The sequence below is a fragment of the Streptomonospora nanhaiensis genome, from assembly GCF_013410565.1.
Lineage (GTDB): Bacteria > Actinomycetota > Actinomycetes > Streptosporangiales > Streptosporangiaceae > Streptomonospora > Streptomonospora nanhaiensis.
Genome location: NZ_JACCFO010000001.1, coordinates 5,542,406 through 5,555,199, shown reverse-complemented (window position 1 = coordinate 5,555,199; position 12,794 = coordinate 5,542,406). Strand labels below are relative to the sequence as shown.

Annotated in this window: 9 protein-coding genes; 4 read left to right on the top strand and 5 right to left on the bottom strand. The window is 72.8% G+C overall.

Annotated features, from left to right (window positions below; genetic code table 11):
• Positions 1-160 precede the first annotated feature (160 nt).
• Positions 161-391 carry a DUF7455 domain-containing protein gene (locus HNR12_RS24500; RefSeq protein ID WP_179769759.1) on the top strand — a complete coding sequence of 77 codons (231 nt, stop codon included), beginning with the start codon at positions 161-163 and terminating at the stop codon, positions 389-391.
• A gap of 1,029 nt (positions 392-1,420) precedes the next feature.
• Here HNR12_RS24500 and HNR12_RS24495 read toward each other — a convergent pair.
• On the bottom strand, positions 1,421-2,242 hold the full coding sequence (locus HNR12_RS24495; protein WP_246425167.1) for a GNAT family N-acetyltransferase, cg3035/Rv0428c family: 822 nt from the start codon (positions 2,240-2,242) through the stop codon (positions 1,421-1,423).
• Positions 2,243-2,616: 374 nt separating this feature from the next.
• On the opposite strand from HNR12_RS24495, the gene yaaA reads away from it, so the two are divergent.
• Positions 2,617-3,447, top strand: a complete 831-nt coding sequence (gene yaaA / locus HNR12_RS24490) for a peroxide stress protein YaaA (protein ID WP_179769758.1) — start codon at positions 2,617-2,619, stop codon at positions 3,445-3,447.
• 734 nt (positions 3,448-4,181) lie between these two features.
• On the opposite strand, the gene HNR12_RS24485 is transcribed toward yaaA, so the two are convergent.
• A complete protein-coding gene (locus HNR12_RS24485) occupies positions 4,182-5,951 on the bottom strand; it encodes an RNA polymerase sigma factor (protein ID WP_179769757.1) in 1,770 nt (589 codons plus the stop codon).
• 304 nt (positions 5,952-6,255) lie between these two features.
• Positions 6,256-8,313: a SpoIIE family protein phosphatase gene (locus tag HNR12_RS24480; RefSeq protein ID WP_179770881.1), complete on the bottom strand. Its 2,058-nt coding sequence runs from the start codon at positions 8,311-8,313 to the stop codon at positions 6,256-6,258.
• A 707-nt stretch (positions 8,314-9,020) separates the two neighbouring features.
• On the opposite strand from HNR12_RS24480, the gene HNR12_RS24475 reads away from it, so the two are divergent.
• Entirely contained in the window at positions 9,021-9,251 is a 231-nt protein-coding gene (locus tag HNR12_RS24475; RefSeq protein ID WP_179769756.1) for a hypothetical protein, read from the top strand.
• A 293-nt stretch (positions 9,252-9,544) separates the two neighbouring features.
• Positions 9,545-11,110, top strand: coding sequence for a hypothetical protein (locus tag HNR12_RS24470; protein WP_179770880.1), 1,566 nt, complete (start codon positions 9,545-9,547; stop codon positions 11,108-11,110).
• A 13-nt stretch (positions 11,111-11,123) separates the two neighbouring features.
• Here HNR12_RS24470 and HNR12_RS24465 read toward each other — a convergent pair whose 3' ends face one another.
• Together HNR12_RS24465 and HNR12_RS24460 are read right to left on the bottom strand one after the other, a co-directional pair.
• The gene (locus tag HNR12_RS24465; RefSeq protein ID WP_179769755.1) at positions 11,124-11,906 is read right to left on the bottom strand and encodes a tyrosine-protein phosphatase; all 783 of its coding nucleotides are present in this window, start codon (positions 11,904-11,906) and stop codon (positions 11,124-11,126) included.
• A 119-nt stretch (positions 11,907-12,025) separates the two neighbouring features.
• Positions 12,026-12,754, bottom strand: a complete 729-nt coding sequence (locus tag HNR12_RS24460) for a nucleotidyltransferase family protein (protein ID WP_179769754.1) — start codon at positions 12,752-12,754, stop codon at positions 12,026-12,028.
• Between the last annotated feature and the right edge of the window lie 40 nt (positions 12,755-12,794).

Genomic DNA, 12,794 nt, shown 5'->3' with positions numbered 1-12,794 from the left:
ACATGGGTGGGATCCGTCACGCGATTGGCCCGAAATGCCCCAGAAAACCCCCTGGAGAAGGGCGATTCCGCTGACGGCGTACAGAAGGGCTGGTTGGGAAGCTCTCCGTCCGGTTAGATGTTGTGCTGAGTGACTAGCGCCGAGTATTGAGGAAGGCGAAGTGACTGGAACCCTTGCCCCCACCCAGCCGCTGACGGCTGCTGACCGTTGCGACCGTTGTGGTGCGCAGGCGTACGTCCGAGTGGTTCTCAACTCCGGTGGCGAACTGCTGTTCTGCGCGCATCACATGCGTAAGCATGACGACTCCATCCGCAAGATCGCCTCGGAGATCCAGGACGAAACCAGCCGGCTGCAGAAGGAACCGGCCACGTCCGCCGACGAGGAGCGTTAGTTCATCCCGCCACAGGCGTTACGGCGGCGGCCCCCGACCGGGGGCCGCCGCCGTTTTCGTATGCCCGCCAGCCATACCGTGCGGTTCCGTCTGCTCCGTCCCGCCGTGACGGCAACGCCTCCCCCTCCAGGCCCGCCGGCCCCAACGAGGCGGCGACGGCGTGGGCGGGGGCACCGGCCGCCGGTCGTCGGCCGCTGGCCACGACCGCCGACCGCCAGCCGCTGACCGCTGGCCACCAGACGCCGGAAATCGCTTCCCCAAGCCGATGACCAGCCCCGCGCCACCCCCGAGGGCGCACGAGGAAGCCCGAGCCAGCCCGCCCCCACCCGCCAGCCAGCCAGCCAGCCACCAAAGTCCAGCAGCGAGCGGGCCGGGCGCCCGCCCCAGGGCCCGGACCGGACAGGCACCATGGCAGGACGAGCGAGCACCGCGCCGCCTGAAGAACGGGGCACCGGAGAGTCGGAGCGGACGGACACCGCGAAGCCCTCCAGCCACACGCAGAGCCGGACGGGGGGTCAAAAAGCCCAAGATCGTCGCCCCCCAAGGCGCCGATTCACCCCCTATGCCCGCTTTACCCCCTCACTCCAAGCCCTCAGAGGGCCCAAGCCCCCACTCCAAGCCCCTCGGTGACCACATTGTGAGACAACACACCGCATCCCACGCCCGGTATGACCGTTTCACCCGAATTCAAGGCCGACGAGTCCGCGCTTTCGGCCACCCCGCCCGGTCGAGAACGCTAACTCGTCGCCCAGCCCGCCTTTCGTCTCACATTCCGAGACAAGCAACGGGCAAACCACCACGAAACCACCCGGCACGAGGAAGGCCTCCTCAAGCACCGCGATACGGCGAGCGGAATCGTCCCATCCCCGCGTGCGCGGGTGGCGGTAGAGGGGTGGGCGCCGAGGGAGGGCTGTCCTTGGGCCCACGTCGTGCGGCCAGCCATCGCTCGACCGGCCGATGGGCGCGGGCCCGGCCGTCCGCTGTCCTCGGCGCCCCGTCGCTGCCTTCACCGGTTGGGGCGGAACCGGTTCAGGCGGGCGGACGCCGGTCAGCGCCGACTCCCGTCAGCCCTGGCGGCGGACTCTGTAGTGGTAGGCGTAGACCTCCGCGAAACCGGCTCGCGTGTAGGTGCGCAGCGCCGGGGCGTTGTCCTCCTCCACGAGGAGGTAGGCGTGCCGGGCACCCTTGTCGTAGGCCCAGTGGGGCGTCCAGGACGGCCCCCGCCAGGCCCTTCCCGCGCTCCGCCTCCCGCGTGGCCATGCCGTAGACGCCGGTCCACTCCCCCGCGAGCGTCGCGCAACCGCGCGCGGCGCCCGATGACTCGATGGCGTAGCCCATCACCGGAACACGGCCCATGATCCGCAGAATGGCGGGCACCTTGGACGCGGCCACCTCGGCATCGGGCCACAGGGCGTTCCACGCGTCATCGGGCCGGGGCAGCACCGCGACCTCGGCGACCTCTGCGGCCTCGGCGCCGCCCTCCCCCTGCCCCGACCGCTGCGGACGCTCGGACAGATCGCGGGCCATCACCAGCGTGGCGCCCTCTGCCGTGTACCCCCGGCGGGCGAGCGACGCGTCGAGGTCGGTCTGGTCGGCCCAGACGTGGACGCAGGCGGGCCGGCCGCGCTCGGCGTAGAACGCCTCCACCTCCTCCAGCCCGACCGCTTCCCCACCTCCGTCGCCTCCGTCTTTCTGGCGCGCCTCCTCCCGCGAACCGAGCAGAGTGGCGGAGTTCGCGCGCCTGGTCACGCCCTCGCTGAACGCCAGGCGCCAGCCGCCGCGCGTGACCGACTCCTCCGCCGGCCAGTCCTCGGCAAGCCTCCTCGCCCACCGTTCGGTCCGCGCCTCCATGGCCCCCCCTCCGTTTCCCGCCCCGTCCCCGGGCACCGCGCTGAACATGCGCCACGCGCGAGCCGCCTGGCCGCGTGCACCGCACACCGCCGAACCCGGCAAACAGCTCAAAACGCCAATCCTCCCAGAGACACCGCCCGTCCCCGCACGGCGCCCATGCCGACCGCCCTATCCTGGGCGACGGGCGGCTTCAGGCCCGGACGCTGGGAGGACTCCGCCGTGTGTCCGCGCCGCCACCCGGCCACCCCGGCCGCCCTCGCCCGTCCCCGCGAACACCGTGCGCGCACTCACGCCGGACCGACTGAACGACCGCCCCAACGACCGCCCCTGACCGACCGAACCCCCGACGACTCCGAGGCTGGGAGACGACCCGCATGCTCATCCTGCTGCCGCCCTCCGAAGGCAAGGCCGCCGAAGGCGACGGCGCGCCCGTGGACGTGGCCGCGCTGGCGCTTCCGGAGGTCGCGGAGGCCCGGGAGGCGGTGATGGCGGAACTGGTGGAGCTGTGCCGGGGCCCCGAGGAGCACGCGCGCGCGGTGCTGGGGCTGTCGGCCGCACAGGCGGGTGAAGCCCTCCGGCGCAACGCGGCGCTCCCCACCGCACCCACCCTGCGGGCCGCCGACCTCTACACCGGCGTCCTCTACGACCGCCTGCGGCTGCCCGAACTGCTCGCCGCCGACCCGGCCACCGCGCGCCGGATTGCCGACTCCGTGCTGGTCTTCTCGGGCCTGTGGGGCGCGGTGGGACCGCAGGACCGCGTCCCGCCCTACCGCCTGTCGATGGGCGTGCGCCTGCCGGGCATCGGCGCCCTGGCCGCCTTCTGGCGGGCACGGCTGAGCGACCTGCTGACCAAGCGCGCCGAGGGCCGGCTGCTGCTGGACTGCCGCTCGTCCACCTACGCCGCCGCGTGGCGCCCGACCGGCGAGACCGCCGAGCGGACCGTGGCGGTGCGGGTGCTGCGCGAGACCGTGTCCGGCGGCCAGGTGCGGCGCAGCGTGGTGAGCCACATGGCCAAGGCGACCCGCGGGGCCGTCGCGCACGACCTCCTCGCCGCGTCCGCAGCCGCCTCCACGGGTACGGGTACGGTCGCCGACACCCCCGAGGAGGTAGCCGCCGTCCTCTCCGACCTCGGGTATCGGACCGAACTGGTCGAGCCGGAGCGGCGGGGGCGCCCTTGGACGCTGGACGTGGTCGAGCGGGACTGAACAGCACCGGCAGGGCTCCGAGCCGGGCTCGCCCGAACCCGAACCGATACCTCTCCTGCCCCGCGACCGTCCCCCAGCACCGATCATCTCGCACACGCCCCCGGCCCCCAGCCCCGGTCTGGGCCCCGGCCCCGGCCCCGGCACGATCCGACACGCCTTCGGCCCCCGGGTACGCTCGACACGCCTTACACGCTTCGCGGAGTCCTCACGCCCGCCGCCGCCCGCGGCCCCCTGAAAGCCCCCCGAAACCGGACACGGATCGCCGTTCGGCCCGCCCGGTGAAGCGGTTCGATTATCCGCTCTGCGGCCCCGAACCCCCTCCTGACCCGGGGAAACGCGCGTGCTGATAACGAACGGGTCTCAGTCCTTTATCTCCGCCATACACCGCACTCGGCAGTATTGTCCGCGTCGGATGAGGAAGACGTACGGAGCGTCCTCGTCCGCCGCGGCACTTCGCGGGCGTCGCCACACCCGCCGTCGCCGCGGCGGGCACAGGTCGCAGACGCGCGACCGGGCCGGTCCCCTTTGGTCAGGAAGGGCCGGCCCGGGCAACTCAGCGGTTGGATGACTCAGTGGTTAGGGCCGCCGCCCGGCATGGCAGACGGGCGGCGGGCCGCACGAACGAACGGCGCGCACCGCACCGACCGGATGCGGTGCGGACCGGGCGGCGAGTCCCCGCCCAGTCAGCACAGCGGTCGGTCAGCACAACGGTGTCGGTGGTGTGGGCAGAGGGATCAGTCGAGGTAGTCGCGGAGCACCTGCGACCGCGACGGATGGCGCAGCTTCGACATGGTCTTGCTCTCGATCTGCCGGATGCGCTCGCGCGTCACCCCGTAGACCTTGCCGATCTCGTCCAGGGTCTTGGGCTGGCCGTCGGTCAGCCCGAACCGCATCGAGACCACGCCGGCCTCGCGCTCCGAGAGGGTGTCGAGCACCGAGTGCAACTGCTCCTGCAGCAGCGTGAAGCTGACCGCCTCGCCGGGCTGGATCGCCTCGGAGTCCTCGATGAGGTCGCCGAACTCGCTGTCGCCGTCCTCGCCCAGCGGGGTGTGCAGGGAGATCGGCTCGCGGCCGTACTTCTGCACCTCGACGACCTTCTCGGGGGTCATGTCGAGTTCGCGGGCCAGCTCCTCGGGAGTGGGCTCGCGGCCGAGGTCCTGCAGCATCTGCCGCTGCACCCGGGCCAGCTTGTTGATGACCTCGACCATGTGCACCGGGATGCGGATGGTGCGCGCCTGGTCGGCCATGGCGCGGGTGATGGCCTGGCGGATCCACCACGTGGCATACGTGGAGAACTTGAAGCCCTTGGTGTAGTCGAACTTCTCGACGGCGCGGATGAGGCCGAGGTTGCCCTCCTGGATGAGGTCCAGGAACAGCATGCCGCGGCCGGTGTAGCGCTTGGCGAGCGAGACGACCAGCCGGAGGTTGGCCTCCAGCAGGTGCTTCTTGGCGCGGGCGCCGTCCTCGGCGATCCACTCCAGCTCGTCGCGGAACTCCTGGGTGAGGGAGTCGCCCTCGTCGGCGAGCTTCTCCTCGGCGAACAGGCCGGCCTCGATGCGCTTGGCGAGTTCGACCTCCTGCTCGGCGTTGAGGAGGGCGACGTTGCCGATCTGCTTCAGGTAGTCCTTGACCGGGTCGGCGGTGGCGCCGGCCGCGACCACCTGCGGGGTCGGGGCGTCGTCGTCATCGTCGTAGAGGACGAACGCCTCGTCCTCGGAGGTGTTGGCGGCGGCCTTCTCGGGGATGCCCACCGACTCGGGTTTGACCCCGGAGCCGGCCACGGGGCCCTCGGGCGCCGCGGACTTGTCGTCGGGGTCCTCGACCAGCTCCAGCTCGACGCCGGTGTCCTCGAAGTCGTCGGCGGCCTCAAGGTCGAGGTCGTCGTCGCTGACGTCCAGGACGACGTCGTCGACCTCGTCGTCGACCTTGTCGGGGTCGCCCGGCCCGGCCGGGGCCACGGCGGTGGGACCGGCGGCCGCGTCCTTGGCCTTGGTGGCGGCCTTGGTCTTCTTGGCCGCGCCGGCCTTGGCCGTGGTGCTCTTGGCCGCGGACCTGCGGGCGGGCTTCTTGGCGGGTTCGGTACCGGCCGTGTCGTCGCCCGGGGCCTCCGGCGCCGACGCCGCGGCGCCGCGCTTCTTGGCCGCGGGGGCGGTGGCGGCGGAGTCGACGACCGCGGTGACGGTGTCGGTCTGCTCCTGGGCCGCCGCCGCGCGCTTGGCCTTGGCGACGGCCGGCTTCTTGGCGGGGGCCGGCTTGCGCCGCGCGGACTTGCGCCGCGACGGCGCGGAGTCCTCGGCGCCCACGACCAGGGTCACGCCCTCTTTGGTCAGGCTGCGCAGCACGGCCTGTGCCTGCGACATCGGGATGTCAGCCTCTTCAAAGGCACGGCGAACGTCCTCGGGCTCAAGGTACCCCTGGGACCGCCCACGCTCGATCAACTGCTGGATGACGGGCTCGTGCAGCGAGTCCGGCTGCTTAGAGCGGGTCGAACTGGCAGGTGACACAAACACCTCTCGAACGGACGTGTGGCGAGATTGCTGGACCCGGCGGCCCGTTGAGCCGTGCGGGGAGAGTGGCGCTCTCTCCTGGCTCGTGCCCGGGACATCCCCGCCTGGACGACGGGGAACCTCCGACTTCTTTTCAGCGTATGCGCCCTCTCTAGCGTTTGGGCACATCCGCCCAGTAGGATTTTTTCCGCGGTGCGCGGATCCAACCCCACCGTCGGGTCCTCGAACCCACCCCCCGCCGGAGCGGGGCTGATGGCTCCTCCACCTTATTAGGCAAAGTGTCGGACTTTCGTACGGTCTCCTACTCCGGTGCCGTATCGAGCACCGGGAGGTGGACGGCGAGCAGAGTGACGTCGTCGTCCTGCTCATACCCTGCGAGCATGCCCTCAACAAGGTACTGGAGCATGTGCTGTGGGTCGCCCACCACCTCCGGCCGCGCCTGGGACGCTACGGTGACAAGTTCCTCAAGACCGGTGGCGACGGCGCGCTTCCGGTTCTCAACAAGTCCATCGCTGTAGAGCACCACGGTGTTACCGGGCTGGACGAAAAACTTGTGGTGGCCTCTCTCGGAGCTGACGCCCAGCGGCGTGTCGGGCTCGGCGGCAAGCAGCCAGGGCTCGGTGTTCTCGCCCACGACCAGGGGCGGCGGGTGCCCGGCGTTGCTCAGGTCGATCTGGCCGGTCTCGGGGTCGAGCACGAAGTAGACGAGCGTGGTGACCTGGTCGAGCCCCTCGGTGGCGTCGAACATGCGGTCCAGGCCAGTGAGCACGTCGGCGGGTTCGGGCATGCTGAAGGCCAGTGCCCGCAGCGCGTTGCGCACCCGGCTCATGCCGGTGGCGGCCTTGATGCCCTTGCCCATGACGTCGCCGAGCACGCCGGCGATCCGGCCGTCGGGCAGCGGGAACGCGTCGTACCAGTCGCCGCCCACCTGCACGTGCTGGGTGCCCGAGCGGTAGAACGCCTGCATCGAGATGCCCTGGTCCTCGGGCAGCAGGCTGGCCTGCAGCGCCTCGGCGGTGCGGTGCTCGCGCTCGAACAGCTTGGCGCGCTCCAGGGCGAGCGCGCACTGGCCGGCCAGCGCCTCAAGGAAGACCTTCTCCTCGTCGGAGATGTCGCGGGCGGCCGAAAAGGTGAACCGCAGCGCGCCGATGGGCTGGCCGGCGCTCAGCAGGGGCAGCGCCACCCAGGCGCGTTCGTCGGTCTCGCGCAGGAACGCCAGGACCTCGGGGTCGTCCTCGACCAGCTCGCGCAGCTCAGCGGGGTTGCCGGCGATGAAGGGGCGGCGCTCGCGCACCGCGGTCTCCATGGCCACGCGCAGGTCGGCCTGGGCGGAGGCCGCGGCCACGCGCCCGCCCGGGACGCGCACCGCGGAGTCGTCGCGCAGCACGTGCAGCCGGAGGTTGTCGCGGTCCAGCTCGCCCACGGTGGTGGTGTCGGCGCCCACCGCGGACTGCCCGATCTCGGTCATGGCCTGCACGACCTCGCTGACGGTCAGCGCCTCGGCGAGGTCGGAGGTGGCCTTCTGCAGGCGCACGGTGCGCAGCGCGGCCTCGCCCAGCTGCTGGGTGAGGCGCTGGCGCATGTCGTCGGCGTCGTGCTGGGTGGTGATGTCGCTGTGGGCGCCCACCCACTCCATCAGGGTGTCGCCGCGCATGATCGGCACCGCCCGCGAGCGGTAGTAGCGGAAGTCGCCGGACTGGGTGCGCACCCGGAAGATCTCGTCGAAGGTGGTGCGGTCGGCGACGGCGTCGGTCCAGGCGCGGGCGACCTGCTCGTGGTCGTCGGGGTGGGCGGCGTCGAGCCAGCCGCGCCCGAGGTACTGCTCGGCGGTCTGGCCGGTGATGACGCGCCAGTCGGGGCAGTCCTCCTGGACGTCGCCGTTGGCGTCGGCGGTCCACACGACCTGGTTGGTGGCCGTGAGCAGGGAGCGGTAGCGCTCCTCGCTCCGGCGCAGGGCGACCTCGGCGCTGAAGCGGTCCGAGCAGTCCACGGCGATCAGCACCACGCCTTCGACGGTTCCGTCGGCCCCGGTGGCCGGGTGCCAGGACAGCGCCCACTGGCGCGGGCGGCCGGAGGCGTCGGGCGGGCCGCCCTCCAGGCGGTGCTCGCTGTGCACGGTGCCGGAGCCGCTGAGGACGGCGGCGACCGCGGACTCGTGCGCGATGCGGTCGGGATCGCGGTCGAGCAGTTCGGCGGGGGTGCGGTCGCGGCACTGGGCGGTGTCGCACCCGTAGACCTCGGCCAGGGTGCGGTTGACGCGCTGGAAGCGGCCGGTGGAGTCGAGGAGGGCGAACCCGATCGGGGCCTCACTCAGGAGGACGTCCATCAGCGCGGAGTCGACGGCGCCGAGCTTGGACATGCGAGGGGGCGGGACGGACGTCTCGGTGCTCAACAATGACACCTCCGGGGTCCTTTCCCCCGTTCGAGGGGGCTCGCCGGTGCGAGCGCCGAAAGCTTAACGAATGTGGTCCGGGCCGCTGCGGGGACGGGAGCGGCACGTCGGGGGCGTCGCGGGCACGGCACCCGGTCACTCACCTGCCGTCCACGTCGCGGCGATCCCGGCCGCCCCCGCGGCAACCGGCCGGAGGTCGCCACCGCATCAGCATAGGCCACAACCGTCTCGGCCGGTCGGTCGCGGGCACAGCGGAAAGTCAGGGCTCATAGCGGAAGGTAAATAATACGCCGCCGCGCCCATCCTACGGTCGGGCGCCGGATTTGGGGGGCCGTTTTCCGAAACGTGCTTGGTATGTCCTGCGGAAATGCGGTCCGGCGGCGCCGCCGCGCGCCCTCCGCACCGCCGTCCGAAACCGCGGAGGGCGGCCGTCCGCGCGCCCTTCGGCGCGCGTGCGGGCCTTGTGGGCGCGGCCCGGCCGGGCGTGCGGGCCGCACGCGGGACTGCCCATTCGCGCTGACCGCAAACCCTTAAGAAGGCGGACCACTATGGCGCAAGCACGCCGCAAAGGCTCGTTAAGGCGGCGCCTTGCGGGGGTTGACACCCCGGCATAACGAAGTGAAATGGATGGAGGTCGCCGTCCAGTCGCTGCCAGTGAGAGGGCGTGAGCGAGGATGCTCCAGACTTATCCCGTTAGCGATCTCCACCGCGTCGCCGTCCAACTTCACCACGAGTTCGCGGCGCTGTCGCGCCGCTGCGTCGAACGCTGCGTCGACGACACCTGGAAATGCGCCGAGCACCTCGGCCTGAGTGTCACCCCCGGCCTCGTCGAGCGCGTGGCCCGGGAGCACCTGCAGGCGATGGTGAAGTCCGCTCCGCAGTCCGGACTCACCGCCGCGCACTGACGCGCGCCCGCCCGACCACCACCACCGCGCCGCGCGCGGCCCGCGCCCGCCGCCCCGGCGTGCCCGGACACCCGCGGGGTGCGGCCCACGCGCGCCCGCCCCGACCAGGCCCGCGCGAAGGTCCGGCCCTCTCCGGCCCAGGCACGCGGACGCGCGCGGCCCCGCCCGGCGGCGCCGCGGCCCTCCGGATCCACCCTGGCCATCTGCGCGGTGCCCTAGGCTCTGGAATGTCCGTACCGCCCCTCCCAGAACAGCCGGACCCCGATTCCATGCCAGACGATGTCTTCAGCGAGATGCTGCGCGCGGCACGCTCGTTCCTCGCCATGCGCGATCCCCTCGACGCCGAGGTCGGCGTCAGCAAGATGCTCGGCTCCTGGTGGGGGCGGCGCATGCCCGGCGTCGACGTCGACCGGCTGTTCGGCGAGGGCCTGGTCGCCCACGCCGCCGAGTCCGGCACCCCGGCCGGGCTGGCGCTGCTGACGGGCATCGCGGTTCTGGGCACCTCGGTGCACCAGCGCGAACTCGCCGAGAAGGGCGCGGCGGCCCTGGCCGAGCGGGGGACCAACCGCCCCGTGTGGGCCGACGCGCTGGGCCGCGCCCGCCCGGTGGCCGCCTACACCTCCGGCAACCGGTTCGGCGACACCGACGACGTCATCTGCGTGTTCCGCTACGGCGCCGAGGACGGCCGCGACGACCCGGCCGCCGGCGACGGCGCCGACCACGCGCTCATCGCGGTCATCGACCACAACAGCGGCGGGGTGCTGCGCGACTGCTGGGTCAGCACCAAGGTCGACCGGCTGCTCGCGCACTGCCGCGCCCAGGCCGACGGCGCCGACCCCATGGCGACGTTCTCCACCATCCGGCTGGAGCGGGCGCGGGCGCTGCTGGACTCCGCGCTGGACTCCACCGACCGCGCCCTGGCCAACGGCACCGGGCTCAGCGTGGCCGACAGCTCGCTGGCCGCGCACAACGCCCTGCTCCGGTCGCGCCTGCGCAGCCTGCCGCGCGACCCGCGCGAACAGCTGAGACCCCCGCGCAGCCGGGACCGGCGGGCGATGCTGGCGGCGCGGTTCCTGGCCTCCGACGCCGCCGCCGACCTCTCCGACTCCTACGCCGCCAGCCGCTGCGTCGACCACATCATCGCCTACGGCTGCGACGTCGACGGCGACCGCCCGCTGCGGGTCAGCCCGCGCAAGGTCGAGGCGTTCCTGCTGCGCTGGCTGCCGCGCCGGGTGATCCTGCTGCCCGAGGAGCACGAGGCGATGCCGCACGTGCTGGCCGCGTGGATCCGCTGGGCCGGGCCGCGCCACGGCCTGCCCGAGGTGGCGGTCAACGCCACCCTCGACGCGCTGTGGGAGGCCACCTCGGCGTTCACCACCTCCTACCCCGACATGGCGTCGTCCTTCGGGTTGCGCCAGGAGGTGGTGCGCCGGCTGATCCCCGACGGCGACCTGTCCGCGCTGCCCCGCCGCATGTTCGCGTTCCCGCTGCTGGCCGGCGACCTGCTGGAGGAGTCCGCCGAGGAGTTCGACCCGGCCACCCGCGAGGGCCGGCGGGCGCTGCTGCGGCTGGACCACTTCGGCGAGTACCACGCGCCGGTCAAGCACAAGGGCAAGCACTCCACCCACCACGCCGACGCGCTGGCCGCCGCCGACCCCGCCGCCACCGAGGAGGCGCTGGACGCCCACGAGCGGCTGGCCGAGCGGCTGTGGAAGGGCGATCCGCCGGAGCTGTGGAGCGCGGCCGAGCGGCTGCTGGACCGGGGCCAGACCCGGCCGGCGGTGCTGCGCACCCTGATGGGGGTGGTCGAGGACGCCGACGGCGAGGACGACGTGGCGGCCCGCCTGGCCGACCTGTAGCCGGCGGCGCCGGCTACTCCAGCATCCGCTCGCGCAGCGCCGCCAGGTCCCCGGGCGCCAGGCCCAGCCCCTCGGCGGCGTAGGCGCCGAACGACCCGTACACCTTCTCGACCTCGGTGAACGCGGTCTCCAGGTAGGAGGTGCGGCACTCCACCATGGGCCACACGAGTTCGAGGTCGACCCCGGCGCCCTCGACGGCGGCGCGGAAGGACTCCTGGAGGTGGGCCAGCCGCCCGTTGCTGGCCAGGTAGTCGGCGAAGACCGTCTCGCGCGGCACGCCCAGCAGGGTCAGCAGCAGCGCCGCGCCCCAGCCCGTGCGGTCCTTGCCGGCGCTGCAGTGGAAGACGGTGGCGCCGGGGCCCGCGGCGACGCGGCGCAGGAGTTCGGCGTAGCCGGCGCGGGCGTCGGCGCCCGAGACCAGGATCCGGTTGACGTCGTGCATGAACCGCTCGGCGCCGCCGTCGGCGAAGACGGTCCGGGCGCGGGCGGGGTCGGAGAGCACCGCGACCAGGTCGGCGCCGGTGGAGTGGTCCCCCTGGACGTCCAGGGAGGTGTACTCGGCGCCGTCGGGGACGCGGTCGGGGTTGCTCTGCCGCTCGAACTCGGTGCGCAGGTCGACGACCTGGCGCACGCCCAGGCCGCCCAGGGCGCGCAGGTCGTCGTCGCTGAGGCGGTGGAGGGCATCGGAGCGGTAGGCCACTCCCGGGCGCACGCGGGCGCCGTCGTGCGTGGTGTAGCCGCCGAGGTCGCGGAAGTTGGGCGCGGTGGGGAGCACAACCCTGGCTTGGTTCGTCACGAATGCGACGATACCGACCAACCGTCCGGTCCCCCGCGCCGCCCTCCGCGCCGCGGCCCCCGCCCGTGTCAGCCCTCCGCCCGCCCGCGTCCGCCCGGTCGCCCAGGCGCCCGCCGGCCTCAGACGGCCGGGGCCGTCCCGCGCAGCGCGGGGATCTGCTCGCCGGCCTCCTTGACGTCCTTGACGGTGTCGACGCCGCGCCAGAAGCCGTCGATGCGGTAGCCGAACAGGCGGCCCTGCCGGGCGAGGTCGGGGAAGGTGCTGGACTCGTGGTCGCCCTTCTCGGGCAGCAGGCCGGTGGCGGCGCGCTCGAAGACGTAGACGCCGGCGTTGATCCAGAACGGCAGGAGCGGGCTCTGCGTGAAGCCCTCGATGGCGCCGTCGTCGGTGACGTCGACGATGCCCCAGCTCGTGCGGTACTGGGCGAGGGCGAGGGTGACGAGCCCGCCCTTGGCGCGGTGGTAGGCGGTGAACTCGTCCAGCGGGAACCAGGTCAGCACGTCGCCGTTGAGGGCGAAGTAGGGGTCGGCCGACTCGCGCAGCCCCGAGGCGGCGTAGCGCAGCGCGCCGCCGCGCCCCAGGGGCTCGTCCTCGACCAGCAGGGTGATCTCGGGGCCGCCCGCCCGCCCTTCCAGGTGCTCGCGCAGCACCTCGGCCTTGTAGCCGCAGGACACCACCACGTGCTCCACGCCGTGGCCGGCGAGCCATTCCAGCTGGTAGTCGATGATGGGGCGGTCGGCGACCTCGACCATGGCCTTGGGGCGGGTGTCGGTGTAGGGGCGAAGGCGGGTGGCCTGGCCGCCGGCGAGGATGACGGCCTGGCGGACGGGGGCGTTGGCTCCACTCATGAGCCGGACACTAGCAGGGGCGCCCCGGCGGGCGCGGGGC